This is a genomic window from Bacillus sp. DX3.1 (genome assembly GCF_030292155.1).
GTDB lineage: Bacteria > Bacillota > Bacilli > Bacillales > Bacillaceae_G > Bacillus_A.
The window spans coordinates 2946014-2960799 of sequence record NZ_CP128153.1 but is presented as its reverse complement, the minus strand read 5'-3'; the positions used below and the strand labels follow the sequence as shown (position 1 = coordinate 2960799).

General features: G+C 35.0%; 21 protein-coding genes and 5 pseudogenes. 22 read left to right on the top strand and 4 right to left on the bottom strand.

Going from position 1 to position 14786, the window contains the following annotated elements; genetic code table 11:
• The first annotated feature begins 830 nt into the window (after positions 1-830).
• The 6 genes and pseudogenes from QRE67_RS14700 to QRE67_RS14675 all read left to right on the top strand — a co-directional run.
• On the top strand, positions 831-2300 hold the full coding sequence (locus QRE67_RS14700) for a TROVE domain-containing protein (RefSeq protein WP_286120909.1): 1470 nt from the start codon (positions 831-833) through the stop codon (positions 2298-2300).
• Between the two features lie 170 nt (positions 2301-2470).
• Positions 2471-3082, top strand: a complete 612-nt coding sequence (locus tag QRE67_RS14695) for an ADP-ribosyltransferase (protein WP_286120907.1) — start codon at positions 2471-2473, stop codon at positions 3080-3082.
• Positions 3083-3130: 48 nt separating this feature from the next.
• The gene (locus tag QRE67_RS14690) at positions 3131-3910 is read left to right on the top strand and encodes a hypothetical protein (RefSeq protein WP_286120906.1); all 780 of its coding nucleotides are present in this window, start codon (positions 3131-3133) and stop codon (positions 3908-3910) included.
• Between the two features lie 19 nt (positions 3911-3929).
• Positions 3930-4643, top strand: a complete 714-nt coding sequence (locus QRE67_RS14685; protein ID WP_286120905.1) for a pentapeptide repeat-containing protein — start codon at positions 3930-3932, stop codon at positions 4641-4643.
• A gap of 91 nt (positions 4644-4734) precedes the next feature.
• Positions 4735-5196, top strand: a pseudogene (locus tag QRE67_RS14680) (hypothetical protein); the annotation flags it as partial.
• A gap of 20 nt (positions 5197-5216) precedes the next feature.
• A pseudogene (locus tag QRE67_RS14675) lies at positions 5217-5357 on the top strand (pentapeptide repeat-containing protein); the annotation flags it as partial.
• Here QRE67_RS14675 and tnpB read toward each other — a convergent pair.
• The 3 genes from tnpB to tnpA are packed head-to-tail and all read right to left on the bottom strand — an operon-like array spanning position 5344 to position 5792.
• Positions 5344-5475, bottom strand: a complete 132-nt coding sequence (gene tnpB, locus QRE67_RS14670) for an IS66 family insertion sequence element accessory protein TnpB (protein WP_286120904.1) — start codon at positions 5473-5475, stop codon at positions 5344-5346. The pseudogene QRE67_RS14675 and the gene tnpB overlap by 14 nt on opposite strands.
• A complete protein-coding gene (locus QRE67_RS14665) occupies positions 5472-5606 on the bottom strand; it encodes a hypothetical protein (RefSeq protein ID WP_286120903.1) in 135 nt (44 codons plus the stop codon). The genes tnpB and QRE67_RS14665 overlap by 4 nt, the downstream gene beginning before the upstream one ends.
• 30 nt (positions 5607-5636) lie before the next feature.
• Entirely contained in the window at positions 5637-5792 is a 156-nt protein-coding gene (gene tnpA / locus QRE67_RS14660; protein ID WP_286120901.1) for an IS66 family insertion sequence element accessory protein TnpA, read from the bottom strand.
• Positions 5793-6278: 486 nt separating this feature from the next.
• On the opposite strand from tnpA, the gene QRE67_RS14655 reads away from it, so the two are divergent.
• Complete coding sequence (locus QRE67_RS14655; protein WP_286120899.1) at positions 6279-6950, top strand: hypothetical protein; 672 nt, start codon at positions 6279-6281, stop codon at positions 6948-6950.
• 171 nt (positions 6951-7121) lie between these two features.
• The gene (locus tag QRE67_RS14650; protein ID WP_286120897.1) at positions 7122-7376 is read left to right on the top strand and encodes a hypothetical protein; all 255 of its coding nucleotides are present in this window, start codon (positions 7122-7124) and stop codon (positions 7374-7376) included.
• A 49-nt stretch (positions 7377-7425) separates the two neighbouring features.
• Here QRE67_RS14650 and QRE67_RS14645 read toward each other — a convergent pair.
• A pseudogene (locus QRE67_RS14645) lies at positions 7426-7647 on the bottom strand (integrase core domain-containing protein); the annotation flags it as partial.
• A 38-nt stretch (positions 7648-7685) separates the two neighbouring features.
• Here QRE67_RS14645 and QRE67_RS14640 point away from each other — a divergent pair.
• The 14 genes and pseudogenes from QRE67_RS14640 to QRE67_RS28910 all read left to right on the top strand — a co-directional run.
• A pseudogene (locus tag QRE67_RS14640) lies at positions 7686-7820 on the top strand (DnaB-like helicase N-terminal domain-containing protein); the annotation flags it as partial.
• 157 nt (positions 7821-7977) lie between these two features.
• Complete coding sequence (locus QRE67_RS14630; RefSeq protein WP_286120895.1) at positions 7978-8445, top strand: DUF6985 domain-containing protein; 468 nt, start codon at positions 7978-7980, stop codon at positions 8443-8445.
• Positions 8446-8592: 147 nt separating this feature from the next.
• Positions 8593-9006, top strand: coding sequence for a hypothetical protein (locus QRE67_RS14625; protein ID WP_286120894.1), 414 nt, complete (start codon positions 8593-8595; stop codon positions 9004-9006).
• A gap of 481 nt (positions 9007-9487) precedes the next feature.
• Positions 9488-9793, top strand: a pseudogene (gene imm47 / locus QRE67_RS14620) (Imm47 family immunity protein); the annotation flags it as partial.
• A gap of 14 nt (positions 9794-9807) precedes the next feature.
• Positions 9808-10116: a hypothetical protein gene (locus QRE67_RS14615; protein ID WP_286120892.1), complete on the top strand. Its 309-nt coding sequence runs from the start codon at positions 9808-9810 to the stop codon at positions 10114-10116.
• A 25-nt stretch (positions 10117-10141) separates the two neighbouring features.
• Positions 10142-10384: a hypothetical protein gene (locus QRE67_RS14610; protein ID WP_286120891.1), complete on the top strand. Its 243-nt coding sequence runs from the start codon at positions 10142-10144 to the stop codon at positions 10382-10384.
• An 18-nt stretch (positions 10385-10402) separates the two neighbouring features.
• Positions 10403-10690: a hypothetical protein gene (locus tag QRE67_RS14605; protein ID WP_286120890.1), complete on the top strand. Its 288-nt coding sequence runs from the start codon at positions 10403-10405 to the stop codon at positions 10688-10690.
• Positions 10691-10774: 84 nt separating this feature from the next.
• On the top strand, positions 10775-11383 hold the full coding sequence (locus QRE67_RS14600; RefSeq protein ID WP_286120888.1) for a hypothetical protein: 609 nt from the start codon (positions 10775-10777) through the stop codon (positions 11381-11383).
• A gap of 44 nt (positions 11384-11427) precedes the next feature.
• Entirely contained in the window at positions 11428-12234 is an 807-nt protein-coding gene (locus QRE67_RS14595; RefSeq protein WP_286120887.1) for a hypothetical protein, read from the top strand.
• Between the two features lie 40 nt (positions 12235-12274).
• Positions 12275-12517 (top strand): hypothetical protein, encoded by a 243-nt coding sequence (locus QRE67_RS14590; protein WP_286120886.1) that lies wholly within the window; start codon positions 12275-12277, stop codon positions 12515-12517.
• A gap of 136 nt (positions 12518-12653) precedes the next feature.
• Positions 12654-12962, top strand: a complete 309-nt coding sequence (locus QRE67_RS14585) for a hypothetical protein (protein ID WP_286120885.1) — start codon at positions 12654-12656, stop codon at positions 12960-12962.
• Between the two features lie 167 nt (positions 12963-13129).
• Positions 13130-13474, top strand: a complete 345-nt coding sequence (locus QRE67_RS14580; RefSeq protein WP_286120884.1) for a DUF2185 domain-containing protein — start codon at positions 13130-13132, stop codon at positions 13472-13474.
• Positions 13475-13767: 293 nt separating this feature from the next.
• On the top strand, positions 13768-14628 hold the full coding sequence (locus QRE67_RS14575) for a DnaD domain-containing protein (protein WP_286120883.1): 861 nt from the start codon (positions 13768-13770) through the stop codon (positions 14626-14628).
• Positions 14625-14783 carry a DnaB-like helicase N-terminal domain-containing protein gene (locus QRE67_RS28910; protein WP_483298681.1) on the top strand — a complete coding sequence of 53 codons (159 nt, stop codon included), beginning with the start codon at positions 14625-14627 and terminating at the stop codon, positions 14781-14783. The genes QRE67_RS14575 and QRE67_RS28910 overlap by 4 nt, the downstream gene beginning before the upstream one ends.
• The last annotated feature ends 3 nt before the right edge of the window (positions 14784-14786 follow it).

The window sequence follows — 14786 nt, the reverse complement described above, 5'->3', positions numbered from 1 at the left end:
AAAAAGGTTTTCGTTGAAAATATGATGAAGAAGAAACTAAAAAGTTCGCAGTAGGGCAAGGTGGAAATTGCACTGATTTTCCGGAAGTGCTAGTAATTGCCAAAATTGTGATTAACAAGTATAATAAGAATAATGATAATAATAAGAATAGTGAGAGCGATAAGTGATAAAAAGAAAAGGGCAGTGTAGGAAAGAATTTCTTCGCATTCCACGCCGTAGGTCGCAGGTTCGAGTCCTTGCCTTCCCTGTCGTTTTATAAACATAGGGGAGTAGCTCAGTTTGGTAGAGCAACGTATTGAGTCTTTCCGCCTATCTCTCTTTTCTTATAATTCATATTTTATAGATTTGGGCAGTGTAGAAAAGGATTTCTTCGCCTGCTAAGCCGTAGGTCGTGGGTTCGACTCCCACCTTCCCAAACTTGGGAGGTAGCTCAGTGGTAGAGCAACGTAATGAGCCTTTTCGCTTATCTCCCAAATCTTTAAACATTACATATAACAGGAACAGTGTAGATAGCTCATACTTCGTTAAACGCTATAGGTTCGATTCTCATCGATGCGAGAAGGTTCGCACCGAGTTCGTACTTTTCTTTGATTCATAACACTAAGGTAGAGGTTACTTCGTCATATAGGGACTATGTTTGCGGGGTTCGACTCCCGTGTCTCCTCCGTCTGAACTCAGGTAGTAGGTAAAATGGTAAAGTAGCTTAACAGTTCCTGTTTCGAATATTTCTTAAGTGTTAGGAATGAGTGAAAAGAGCAACGTATATACGTTGCCTTTTTTATTTGCATTTTAACCAGTCGTGTCAAAAAACATCTGGGGGGTAGATAATCATGTCAAAGTTTAATCATTCTTCTCAAGGAAGCCGTCAAACGTATACAAAAGAGGGCGGAAAAGCTTATAAAATGTATGATAAAGATAAATTAGTTACGATGGTATTAACATCTTTTTTTAATGAGCTTAAATTTTATGGAGACAACAGCGAAGAATTAGTTACTATTGCAAAACAAATCATGGACAGAGACCCTAAATTTGTTGCGAGTTTAGCGGTGTATGCACGTGAAGTGTTCTATATGCGTTCTGTTACACATGTATTAGCAGTGGAACTCGCAAACCACCCTGAAGGTCGTAAATATGCTCGTCAAACGGTTTCTCGTATTGCACAGCGTCCTGATGATGTAACAGAAATGATGGCATATCAACTAGGGGTATATGGTCGAAAAAATCCAATTCCAAACTCTTTGAAAAAAGGGTTAGCAGATGCCTTTTCTACATTTGATGAATATCAATTAGCAAAATACAATCGCACAGGAAAAGACGTTACATTGAAAGATGTATTCCGTTTAGTCAGCCCATCTGCTAAAAAAGGAACAGAACGTTACGAACTTTATAAACGGTTGTTAGAAAACACACTACAAGTACCATACACATGGGAAACACAGCTTTCTCAAAAGGGAAACAAAAAAGAAGTATGGGAAGAATTAATTGATAGCGGTAAAGTGGGTTATATGGCCTTACTTCGTAATCTTCACAATATCGTAAATTCAGGTGCATCAAATGTTGACACAGTATATAACATTCTTCGCGATCCTGAGAGAGTAAAAAAATCAAAACAATTACCATTTCGCTTTTTCTCAGCCTATCGCGTAGTGCAAGAAAAATTACCGCAAGCAGGAAGCAAATTGTTAGATGTATTGAATGACGCAATTGAAGCATCTGTTACAAACATGCCGAGATTATCAGGAACAACATTTATGACAGCAGATATCTCAGGCTCTATGACATATTGTTCTGTCTCAAAAGATGGAACTGTTAAATGTGCAGATATTGCTACACTTATGATGGCAATGGCACACTCCTTCTGTGATAATTCTATTACATCTGTATTCGCAACTGATTTCAAAGTGATAAATGTTTCTACTCGTTCTGGCATTTTAGAGAATATGAACACATTTTTATCAGAAGTTAATAAACAAGGATATGGAACAAACTTATATCTTTCTATTCAATATTTATTAGATAACAAAATCAAAGTTGACCGCATCCTTGTCTTCTCTGATGAGCAAGTGTACGGAGATAGATATGAAGGCAATTCTTCACAAATTCTTCTTGAAAAATATCGTCGTGAAATTAATCCTGATGTTTGGATTCACTCTTTCAATTTAAATAGTTACGGTAACCAACAATTCGTAGGAGAGAAAACAAATTTAATCGGTGGTTGGAGTGAAAAATGCTTGGACTTCATTCATTATGCAGAAGAAGGAACAGATTCCCTTATCTCAGCTATCGAAAATTATCAATAATTTTTTTACAACATCTTTATTTAGAAGGCTGAATAATTGGGTTAATTATAGAGTGGAAGGTGGTATTTCATCACTACCAGAAGAGTTAAGATTAAAATAGGAGTGCGCTGTTTATGGAGAAGCAAGAAAGGGTCTCTATATGGTTGGGGAATATTAGAAGTTAAGAGTAATTGGATAAATATGTTAATTTAACGTATGATGAGGCAGAAGCGCGAGGAGATCAGAAGGCAGCGGATGATGCTAGATATGAACGTCACTGTAAACAAAGTGAAAAACCTTTAGATCGCAAAGATTGGGATGTTAAGAATGAACTTTTCAGAAAGAACAGAGAGCGTGGAAGAGAAGAAGAAATAAAAGATAGAAAGGCTTTGGAAGAACATCTAGATCGCCAATTAGAGAACAATAACGCTGGTGAGGTCGTTACGTATACATCTAGTGAAGGGCATCTTACGCGTCCAGACAGCATTGGGCGTAATGATAAGGGTGAAATTGATTTGGTTCATGAGCACAAACACCAAATGGGTGAAAAAGACCAAACTGTTCATAACGACAGGCAAATGCGAGCTGAAAAAGAAATGCTCGAAGATAAAAATGGAAGTCATGTTGTGACAATATCAAGTGACAAACCTGATTTGAATGGGATTCCTCCTAAGCCAAGACCAAGTGAACCTTTAGGGAAAAAGAGTGACATTTACTATATTGATCCAAATAGTGGAAAAGTGACTCGCAAATGGGAAGCGAACCCAGATTTACCTGGTGGAGGTATATGGATAAAAATATAAATAAAAATTGTTATGTAACTTTATTTTTTAGTATTAAGGGGGATATAAATGAAACCTAATTATTTTTCAATTGCAATGTATCCCACAGTATCTTTTAATCAGGAAGAGATACTAGGGCGTATTTTGGATGTGTTTGAGTCAAATGAAAAATTTGCTCCTACTCATTGGGGCAACTGTGAAACGGTACGGGTAGAATATAATCGTGAGGAAATTATTGAAAAAGTGATTTCGGAGCGTAGAGTATCTGAAGTTCACCTCTATCGTGATAAATCTGTTAACTATAGAGGGAGTTTTGAAGTTAACTTGAGCCATGGCTCATTTTTGGAGTTTGAGTTTCATAAATCTATACCAAAAAAATTATGGCCAGCTTTTTTTGAGTTATCTGACCAAATTGCAAAAATTGTGAAACCACGTTATGGAGTGGCGCAAATTTGTTGGCCAGTACCCTATCCGTGGAATACGGAACGCGAACGTTTATATATGCGGATGAATATATCTTCGCTACCTATACCAGTCAGGTTTCTTCCCAACGGTCCCTTGGGGCTAGGAGCTAGAACATACTTTAGTGGTCATATTTTAGAGATGTTTGATAAGGAATTATTACTAAATAGTCCAGCTGTAGTATCAGAACTGAATTGGGGTGGTATTCGCATGGATCTTTTAAATAACCCATTAGAGGCTGATGGTGACATATTACTTGATAGTTGGTTACATGTCATGAAATATTTAGAACCAGCTCAAGTTATAGCTATACCAAGTTTTGATGAGGATCGGATGGGTGTTACCTTTTCTCCAAATGTTGCTTGGAAGGATTATCTAAAAAGATAAATGAAAGGTGATTGTAATCATGAATGAGAATAGTAATGATAGAATAAAAGTGATGGGAATATTAAATAGATCCCAATACAATGATGAGATTATCGATCAATTAGATATAAATGATTTGGACCTTAGTTTTTCAGACCTGTCAGAAGTAATGGCAAGGCGTATTATGGCAAAACGGGTCATCTTGAGAGCTTCTTCATTAATGAGAGCGGCGTTTCATGATTGCGATTTTGAGTTGGCTGATTTCAGAAGTTGTAATTTAGAGGAAATTAACATTGCAGATTGTAGGTTTGGCGAAGCGGATTTTTCTAAAGCGAATATGAAATATGCAAAGGTAAATATAAGTAGTTGCTTCGAAACTTGTTTTGATGAAGTTGATTTTTCATATGGAGAACTATTTGGAACAATTTTAAATCATGCTACTTTTCGCCATGCAAATTTATCTGGAATTGATGCGAGAGAAGCAGATTGCACTGGAACGGATTTTAGCAGTGCCAATCTTACTGATGGTAACTTTGAAAAAGCGTATTTGGAAAATGCTAATTTATCAGAAGTAGATGCTAGAAATGCAGATTTTACAAATGCAGATTTGACTGGAAGTATCCTGTGTAATGGGAATTTTATGGGGGCTGATTTTACTGGTGCTACACTTGACAATGTAGATTGGAAGGGAGCAAATGTAGAAGGCGCTAAGTTTGATGAAAATGTTAAGGAACAAGTATTAAAGCTAATCTAGAAGTTTATTTTGAACCATAAGTAAACTTGGCAAACAGATTATACGGATGTACGTAGAAGGCTTATTCCAACTTGAACAATGAGGAGGAATGAGCTTTTTTGCGTTATCTGACCAAATCGCAGAAATCGTGAAACCACGTTATGGAGCAACTCAAATTTTTTGGCCTTTATCCTATCCGTGGAATACCGAACGTGAGCGCTTACATATGTGGATGGAAATATCTTCTCAACCAATACCAGTTAGGTTTCTTCCTAACGGTCCCTTAGGGATAGGAGCTAGAACATACTTTAGCGGTCATATTTTAGAAATGTTTGATAAGGAATTATTACTAAATAGTCCAGCTGTGGTATCTGAACTGGATTGGGGCGGCCTTTGTATTGATATTTTAAATAATTCATTAGAGGCTGATATTGATACGTTACTTGATAATTGGTTACATGTAATGAAATATTTGGAACCAGCTCAAGTAATGGCTATACCAAGTTTTGATGAGGATCGGATGGGTGTATCCTTTTCTCCAAATGTCGCTTGGAAGAATTATCTTAAAAGATAAATGGAGTGGTGATCGTAATAATGAATGAGAATAGTAATGATAGAATAAGAGTCATGGAAATATTAAATAGATCTCAATACAATGATGAGATTATAGATGAGTTAGATATGAGTGATTTAGACCTTACTTTTTCAGACCTGTCAGAGGTTATAAACAAGAAGAAAAGGGGTCTAACTCAAATTCTTCTTTTACAATAGCCGCTAGTCCATCAATCGATTTACGTAAATCTGTTGCTCCTTGTGCAAGATATACCTTTTTAATCGCTACTTCTGATATCATTGTTGTTTTACCGTCTGCATCACTTGTAGAAGCACTTGTGGGGTAAAAGGTACATCTAGTTCAATGGTCGCTTCTTTAATGTGAATTCGAATGGTGGCATGTATTTCTTCTTCTATGACAGGGACATTCATAGAAATCCAATTCGCACGCTCATTTTTATTCTAATCTTCAGTTTGAGGCGATAATTTTTTTAGCCAGTAATATAGCCGATGAACCGGTAGGTTCTGATTTTGACACCAAGCAGCTTTTGATAATCCACTGTTTTTATAGTCTTGAATATAAGCTTCCCATTCTTTCTTTAATAGGTGTCTTTTCATAAAAAAACCTCCACATGTAGTATGTAAGGAGATTATCTCATGGGTTATTTACAAATTGTAGGTGGGGAATATTTGAAGCTTACACAACATAGTTGTATACCAATGTAATTTTGTTGTGAAACATATGATAAAAAGCATGACAGTGAAATTTCATGCTTTTTTAGTTGTTGAAATTCTTATTTTTTATTAATTATTAGTGTGTATGGATAATAATGTATCTTTAAAACAAAGTTAAACCCTTTTTAATAAAATTGCACCGCTTTGAAAAAAGTTAAATCGTTTATAAAAAAGATGAACCCAACAAAATACCTTATCATTAATAATAAAGAAATTTTTGTTTTTCTTATTGTACTAACGGATTAGTTTAGTAAAAGAGGATAAATGGTAGAGCAGTCCAAATTCACCTCAATTTATGTTAGAGTTTAAGATACAGATATTGTTAATAATCAATGTTGATATTGATTAAATCGAAGGAAGGTTTAGATATTGGATATGGAAGAATATAATTTAGTTAATCGAAATAATTGTATTAAACCTAATTATAAAATAGATGATAAAGAAGTATCTTTTGACATTTATGTTAGCCCTGATAAAGAAGTGTGTATTATAGGGAGATTGGATAACAATTATATTTGTTGGGCTTCGATTACCCATCTTGATGTAAGTGAATTGAATGTTGCCATTTTCGATTATGTATTGAAACGTAAACCTGTTATGATTTCAAATGGATATAACGCATTAGGATTTCGTTATGAAGAAGTAATAAAATGGCATAAATTCCGTATTTTTAAAAAGCTGTATAGGGATGGTAGATATCGTTACTACTCTCAAGCTAGTCCTGCCTATTTAGGAAATGACGAAAAATCTCTTTCTAAATATATGTTAGGGGAAATAAACAGGTTTTATTATTCGGAGTTAGCAAAATGTAACTATCGTTTGATAGATAACAATTATATTAAAATATTGGAAGGCTATAAAAACCTTTTAACACAAGAGGAAAATTATGAATATTATTATGAAATGAAACCTGTTATTTCCATATTAGAAAGTGAAGGTTATCTAAAATTATGTCCGAATGAGGAAATCAGAAATATATATAGGGATTGTATGAAAGAATGTTCTAACTTATATAACCGATATATGTCATCGGTACGATAAACTACTCATAAATCTACATTGGAATTCACCTTTTTCTATTAAAGTAAAGGTGGTTTAGTTTAGCAAGGCAGGACAAAAGTAGATTAAACGATTTAAAGGAGAATTTTGATTCTCTGTGTATTTAGTTACGATATTAAAATTATTAATTGTAGGAGGATGTATAAAATATGATTGAATATAAAGGTGGTAAAGAATATTGGAATGGACGTGAATGTGATGGTAATTTTGTATTTCGTATTTCGTACATTAGCAGATATGTTCCCTCAAGATTATGAGCGATATATGAAAGAATCAATAGAATTCAAAATAAGTCATACAGTTTTATGTTGTCCTAACTACTTTTATAAATGTGTGCTAGATGATACAAATGTATCTACGGTTGAGTGTCTTTCATGCAAAACAATTGTTGATAAAAGTAAATTATAATTAATTTACATGGATTTGAGTTAATATCTTGGACACAAAAAAGTTAAATCTAAGCGACTTCTTTAGCCAGATCTTCTATTGCTTGAGGAGCTTTATAATCGATGCTACTATGAATCCTCTTGCGGTTATACCATTTCTCAATGTATTGAAATAGTGCTAAGTTTGCTTGTTCAATTGTGACATATTTTGTACGGTATACTTCTTCTTTCTTTAAAATGGTATGAAACGACTCAATGCAAGCGTTATCATACGGACACTTCCTCCTGAAGAAGAGTTACAGAAGTTTTTGCAGGAACATGGGTGGCGGCCATGAGTACTCAACATGTCGAGGCTGAACAAATGGTATTAGGATCTTTGCTTCTTAATGGTGAACTGATTAAGAAGTGCTACCTGACCGAGCAGCACTTTTCTACGGCTGTGTATCAAGCTATATTCAAGTTGATATGAAAAATAGATGAAGACGGGCAGCAGCTAGACGAGCTAATTTTGTTCAAGCAGATCAAAAATTGGCTAATCAGCTTAATAAATCGCCTGAATTAGCACGCTAGTTTGGGATGGAATCTGGAGGATTTGCTACAAAATAGAAAAAGGAGATTTTAAAATGACAATAAACGATGCCGTTTTTGGTGAACTTGAATATGATTATGCTTGGTCTAAGGATACTACCATTAATTTTTTTGGAAATGAAGTCGAAATAGCATTAATGGTAGATGGTGAAGAAGATGGTAAGTTTGATAAAGAACAATATGAATCATATGCTTCATTAATGCAAAATTGGGAGCAACTACAACAAAGTTTTTTGCAACCAATATTAGACTATTACAAACAAAAACGCCATGAACTCGGTTATGATGTTGCGATTAATGAAAATTACCCTTTAATTGAAACAACTGATCAAATACTAGAAATGATAAGTTTAGATGGAATTGTTGTTCCATATGCGGGTATTTTTGAAGGTCGAGGAATCGGACTAACCTTCGACTGTTCATGGGACATGGAAAATGGGTTAGGTCTTCTTCTTGTAAATGAAAAAGTTACCGAAGTAGGTTATCAGGATGTTGCGATTTAAATATCGGGGAGCGATATAAATAGTGGAGTTGAGATTGATGCCATCAAAATTGGTGATGATGTAACTAGTGGTTTTCCAACAGGGACAGTAAATACACCTCGCTCATCAGGCTTTTAAGATATATTTAAACTGAAAAGTGGTGAAAAAATGTATAGGGAATTGGATGATTTTATATCTGCTGAAACAACTGAGGACGCATGGTACGACGATGGTTGTATAATTGTAAGTGAGATATTGACAGAGTTTAGCCCAAAAGATTGGGAGGAATTATCAAGTAAAGTACTTACTAAACCGTTAGAATGGCAGAAAAAACTGGCATACTGTATGGATAGTAACTGTAATATGTATGAATTGACAATATTACTATCACTGCTTAGTGTTGAAGATGAAGAACTATTCGAGATATGTATAGATACTCTAAGAAGCTTTACGACTCTAGAAAGTAAACAAATGATACTGGCCGATCCATCCATACTGCATCGAGTAAATGATCTATTGCCCAAAGCCAGCATATCAGTAAAGAAAATACTTGAAGACTTTCTTATGAAGATTCATTCTTAAAAAATGTAAATCTATTGTTTACAACCAATAATTCACACACTAAAATTTTTAGCAAATAATTGCTAATCTTTTTGCATTGAACTAGCTTCGTACGAGATTGGTTGCTGTGACAAAGAAATAAAAGATTACCACACTTACTACTCGATTTACATTTTATACAGGAGAACGACAAATTTTGTGATTAAATAAAATAGTAACACGAAATGTCCCTAAACAAGTGAATTTGTTTAGGGGCATTTTTATACAAAATAAGAGAAAGTTAGCAGTAAATTAGCAGACAAATCAAGGAATTGCATTATATGATTAAAGGGTACTTGTAAAAGTACTAGATAGCACGAAAGAAGCATTTGCACATGATGGATTTTTGTTTTAATACTAGGATAGTGTGACAAGAACGATAATTAAGCGGGATAAACTTTTACTGGGTGACAAAGTGACAGAGAGAAATGGTTTGAGAGAATAATTACAAAGGAGAGGGATCATGAATTTGGAAAGTATGGTAAAAGATATTTGGTATGGTGATATTCCAAATGATAAAATCGAAAATCTTAAATCTAAGCTAAAAGATGTTACGACTGAGAAAGAATGCTTTCTCTTAATTAATGAATTGCTAAAATTAGGTAATTTCTCTGTAAAGGGATTACTCATACAACTTATGAATAGTACTCAAGATGAGGTTATTCTTAATTTATGTACAAGACTTTTTTGCTCGATAGCTACTCATGATGACTTATTAGACACTAATAAATTGAAATTCCTTTCAAATGCTTCAGAGGATGGTGTCCACCGGTTGCGGGGGTGTTGGGTACGGTTTCTACAGTAGCAGGATTAGCAGGACTTGCTGCTGATACGTCACTCTATTTTATGGGAAAAACAGATGGAATGGCTGTGGCATTAGATGCATTAGGTGTAGCTCCTGGAATGGCTACATTTGGAAAAACAGTAAAATCAGTATTTGGGTACACAAAAGCAGAATGGTCATTGTCACATTGGATCAACCGAGGTACAAGCGATGGTGAAGCGATTCAAATGACAAAAGATATTTTAATAGGAAAAGGAACTAGTGCAATAGGGTGGTACGGTGCTAAACGAGACAGTACACCAAAATAAGACAAATATGCAAGGCGGAGATTGTATGAAAAAAAAGAGGGAATATTTTCCGAAGAAAGCTTCGGGTGAATATGTGAGTGTGTATATATGGATGCGTTTTACGGTAATAGGTGCATTTATAAACGCTCTATTAGTAGTTATGTTTGGTCCACATAATAAACTAGGATTGGTGGTACTTTTATTTCTTTGGTTTTTAATTGTAATAGGTGCATTCTTCATGATTTTCCATTTAATTCGCTACTTACGCAACTATTTCAGACAAGAATAAGTAAGAGGAGATTGAAAGATGTTAAAGTACATAAGAGAAGATTTCATTATGACAAAACAAATGCGGCTAGATATCAAAACATTTCTCTCAGAAAAAGCAAGGGAAACTTTTATGAAAATATACAAGCTGGCGGTATGTGTATGGATTGTATTTGCAATTACGTGTATTTTAAATAAACTGATTGGGAAAGACCATCCATTTAATGATACTTTGTTTACAATCAATGTGGTGATTGCCAGCATTGGGGCAGTTTGTATTCTGTTTCATATCATTCGTTATTTTTACTATGTGAGAAGAGGAAAGTAAGCGTTATTTTTTTTCGAGCTCCTGTTAGAATGAACATTTTAGACTTTCGATGAAACATAATTACGAGAAAGAAGGGATGAGGTTATGGAATTTGAATCTTGGTATCGGTATACATTAGAGAATAAACATATTTCAATTGCGCTTCCCGACACGTGGACACTCATGGAAACAGATCCTGAGCATGTAGAAGAATTTACTTCTTTGTTTTTAGAGAAACAAGCTGAAATCTTTCCATTTGTTAGTGAAAACCGTGAGCCTGTTCAATTACAATTAGAGTATATTTTACAAAATTTAGAGACTATGAAAGTAGGCTTATTTGCACTACAAGTCCTTGGAGATGAAGAGAATAAAGTGCATTTTTCGGATATTACAATCTCCACATTTCCGTATCAGAAAGCGTATTCTTCTATTCATAGTATAGAAGAATTGTTAAAAAAGAAAGAATCAGATTTTTATAAATTGCATTCGATTGAAGAATTACCATTTTCCATTGGTAATGTCGTGCATGTACGGAGTTTTACTGGGATAGAATATGCCGATGAACAGTTAACTTTATGTACGAATCAATTTTTGATTCCAATGCTAGAAAAACAGCACGTTTACAGTATTACATTTTCTACACTAAATATAGATGACGCGATAGCGTTTGAGCCTTCATTTTTACAAATTGTAAATACGTTTCAATTGGTGTAATGATAATAGGCGCCGATTGTTGTACAGAAAAAGAGTATTCCTATGTGCTTAAGAAGGGGATGCTCTTTTTCTATGAAAGAAACTATCAATCTATTCCATGGAGTGTAAAAGCAAAATCACTCGTTGACAAGCAATGGTACGAAGCAAAAAGACAAATAAACGATTCGATGCACTACGCGCATAACTTAGCGCGCTCCCTTGAACGGGCAGCCGAAAAATTTGCCAAAGCAGATGAGCAAGAATTAGCAGGAACAGTTCCGATTGGAGCAAAACAGAAAGAAGCGAAAAAAGAGAAGAAAGAGGAACAAGGATTTTTTGATAAAATGATAGGAGGCGCCAAAAAACTCGTTGATAAAGCAACACATGAAGTAGAAGAACTTGTAGATGAAGCAGGAGATTTAGCAAACAAATTTGTTGACTATGTTAAAGACCCAGACGGCTTACTATCAGATGTATCTACTTATTGCGGATATATCTCAGCAGCATTCGGGACAGCAGCTATTTTAACAGTATGGTGTCCACCACTTGCGGCGACATTGGGTGGGCTTTCTACATTAGCAGGTATAGGTGGATTGGCGGCTGATGGATTACTCTATTCTCAGGGAAAAAAAGATTTCATGGCTGTGGCATTAGATGCGGCAGGTACCATTCCAGGAGTACGTGGACTCGGAACAGGAATAAAGTCAGGATCATCAGGAATAAAGTCATTACTTACCTGGACAAAAGGAGAATGGTCGCTGTCACATTGGGTCAACCGAGGTATAAGCGATGGCGAAGTGAGACAAATGACAAAAGAGATTTTAATGGGAAAATTCACTAGTACAGTAGGGTGGATCAGTGCTACGCGATAAATTACACTAAAATAAGACAAATATGCAAGGCGGAGATTGTATGAAAAAAAAGAGAAGTTATTCTACAGAAAAGGCTAACGTGGAATACGGAGGCCTATACATTTGGGCGCGCTTTGGAATATTAAGTACAGTTATGAATGGTCTATTAGTACTTATGTTTGGTCAGTTTAATGTATTTGGTGATGTAGTCAACACATTTTTGGAATTTTTATTTCCAATCAGTGCATTCTTCATGATTTTTCATTTAGTTCGCTACTTACGCTATTATTTCAGACAAGAATAAGTAAGAGGAGATTGAAAGATGTTAAAGTACATAAGAGAAGATTTTATTATGACAAAACAAATGCGGCTAGATATCAAAACATTTCTCCCAGAAAAAGCAAGGGACACTTTTATGAAAATATACAAGCTGGTAGTATGTGTATGGGTTGTATTTGCAATTACCAATTTACAATCAAACATTTTCTACTCTAGCCAAGCAAATACCTTTAGCATCCATTCCAAATATACTAGATGAATTAACATCCATTCAGTATAAAATAAAGCAGTCTATACACGCAGCAACTCTTATAGAAGTTGCCTTGGTTAAAATTTTAAAACAGGAGCAGCAAGTGATGGAATTTAGCACAAATACACTTACTTTTGTATATGAAAAAAGAAAAGAAATTAAGAATTTAGGCTTGGATTTATTGAGTTCAGCAGTTGTAAATAACAAAAAGAAGAAGTGAAAAATAATTAAGTTCAGAAGGAATTGATATTAAGGCATGAGATAAACATAATGTGCTTCCTTTTAACTTTGCGATAACAATCAATAAATTGCCTACTGATAAGTTGAAACCAGTTTATGGGATTTTATTAAAACATGCTGTCAATTATAATATTAAGGAGTTTGGAGATGAAAATAAATAATAATGAGTATGGTGGTTTTGTAGTTTCAAAGAATATTCTTGCTGGAAAACCAATTAGATATTCATTTAGAGAAAAAAGTTCTATCCCGCAATTAAATGGCTGGAATTTTTATTCTATAGAAGATACTGATGAATATGTGAATAATGCGGAGAATTTCATTATTTTAAGTGTGGAATCTATTTTGAAAATCGCTCCTGTAATTATGGGGATTTTTGAAGCTCCTTATGGAACGGATCTATGCTGGCTATATGAAGAAGGAGTTCACATAGGATTTTATGATTTAGTCGCTGATAAAGAAGTGACAATTGATGAAATTATAAAACAAAACTAATTTTTTTCATGTAGTGCTATTTCATGATGTCTTCAGTAGATGATAAACAATTGTATGCAATAAAAGATTTCCTATATGCCCTTCTAAGCCCCTTTCAAGCCCCTCCTAAGTAATAAATCATTAAAAAAACAAAAACAAAAACAAAAAAACTACTACAAGAATCACTTCAAAAAATAACATCCTAGTAATTTTTAAAAATATAAAATAAATTTGCCAAATTCCCTCCTGCATCCCTATATATGTTAAGGAATCACCAATTCTATATTTACCACTAAAAGGCGGGAGGAATAAACATGGCAGTATACCGTAATGTACAGGTGAACTTTTGGCAGGATGATTTTGTTTTGGATTTAACGCCGGAGGAGCGATACTTTTATATTTATTTGCTGACGTGTTCGAAAACGACGCAATGCGGGATCTATCCGTTGCCGAAGCGTTTGGCAGAGATGGAAACAGGTTACAACAGGGAGACTGTTGAGAAATTACTGCAGCGGTTTATCGAATATGGAAAGATACTATATGATGCAGAAACGAAGGAGTTATACATACAAAATTGGTTGCGCTATAATCCAGTTACGAATACGAATGTGGAGAAATGCGTGTTACGTGAATTAAAGACTGTGAAAAGTAAAGAGTTTGTACATATGTTTCTTCGAAAATGTTTGGAGGAAGAGCTAAATATTCCGCTACTGCTAGAGCATTTCGGCATACCGGTTGAAGTGTCTGATATGATTCCTCAAGAACCTATTGCAAGTTATGAAGCGGATGAAGAGGTAGAAGAAGTGGATTCAGGAAGCGATGTATTCACGTTTTATGAACAAAACTTCGGTAGTTTGTCGTCTTATGCAGTGGAGGAATTAAGTGAATGGATTGCGGATTTATCAGAGGAGCTTGTACTAAAGGCACTTCAGATTGCCTATGAAAATAATAAGCGAACGCTTGCTTATGTGAAGGGGATTTTACGAGATTGGCATGGAAAGGGATATACGAAGCTCAGTGAAGTAGAGGAAGCGACAGCGAAATTCCGGAAGAAGGAACCGTCTGTTATTTGTGAGACTGAGAAGTTTTTGGAGGAGTGTGAAGAGTGGGAGAAGAACGTACCGTCTGAGGAAGAATTACAGAAGTTCTTGCAGGAACATGGGTGGCGGCCATGAGTATTCAAAACGTCGAGGCAGAACAGACGGTATTAGGGTCTTTACTGCTTAATGGTGAATTGATTAAGGAGTGCCGCTTGACCGAGCAGCACTTTTCTACGGCTGTGCATCAAGCTATATTCAAGTTGATACGAAAAATAAAGGGAGACGGGTAGTAG

Excerpts from the sequence above, each read along its gene's own strand:
- QRE67_RS14700 (WP_286120909.1), top strand. The coding sequence starts at position 831 with ATGTCAAAGTTTAATCATTCTTCTCAAGGAAGCCGTCAAACGTATACA.
- QRE67_RS14690 (WP_286120906.1), top strand. The coding sequence starts at position 3,131 with ATGAAACCTAATTATTTTTCAATTGCAATGTATCCCACAGTATCTTTT.
- QRE67_RS14685 (WP_286120905.1), top strand. The coding sequence starts at position 3,930 with ATGAATGAGAATAGTAATGATAGAATAAAAGTGATGGGAATATTAAAT.
- tnpB (WP_286120904.1), bottom strand. The coding sequence starts at position 5,475 with ATGATATCAGAAGTAGCGATTAAAAAGGTATATCTTGCACAAGGAGCA.
- QRE67_RS14665 (WP_286120903.1), bottom strand. The coding sequence starts at position 5,606 with ATGAATGTCCCTGTCATAGAAGAAGAAATACATGCCACCATTCGAATT.
- tnpA (WP_286120901.1), bottom strand. The coding sequence starts at position 5,792 with ATGAAAAGACACCTATTAAAGAAAGAATGGGAAGCTTATATTCAAGAC.
- QRE67_RS14630 (WP_286120895.1), top strand. The coding sequence starts at position 7,978 with ATGACAATAAACGATGCCGTTTTTGGTGAACTTGAATATGATTATGCT.
- QRE67_RS14625 (WP_286120894.1), top strand. The coding sequence starts at position 8,593 with ATGTATAGGGAATTGGATGATTTTATATCTGCTGAAACAACTGAGGAC.
- QRE67_RS14610 (WP_286120891.1), top strand. The coding sequence starts at position 10,142 with ATGAAAAAAAAGAGGGAATATTTTCCGAAGAAAGCTTCGGGTGAATAT.
- QRE67_RS14605 (WP_286120890.1), top strand. The coding sequence starts at position 10,403 with ATGTTAAAGTACATAAGAGAAGATTTCATTATGACAAAACAAATGCGG.
- QRE67_RS14600 (WP_286120888.1), top strand. The coding sequence starts at position 10,775 with ATGGAATTTGAATCTTGGTATCGGTATACATTAGAGAATAAACATATT.
- QRE67_RS14590 (WP_286120886.1), top strand. The coding sequence starts at position 12,275 with ATGAAAAAAAAGAGAAGTTATTCTACAGAAAAGGCTAACGTGGAATAC.
- QRE67_RS14580 (WP_286120884.1), top strand. The coding sequence starts at position 13,130 with ATGAAAATAAATAATAATGAGTATGGTGGTTTTGTAGTTTCAAAGAAT.
- QRE67_RS14575 (WP_286120883.1), top strand. The coding sequence starts at position 13,768 with ATGGCAGTATACCGTAATGTACAGGTGAACTTTTGGCAGGATGATTTT.
- QRE67_RS28910 (WP_483298681.1), top strand. The coding sequence starts at position 14,625 with ATGAGTATTCAAAACGTCGAGGCAGAACAGACGGTATTAGGGTCTTTA.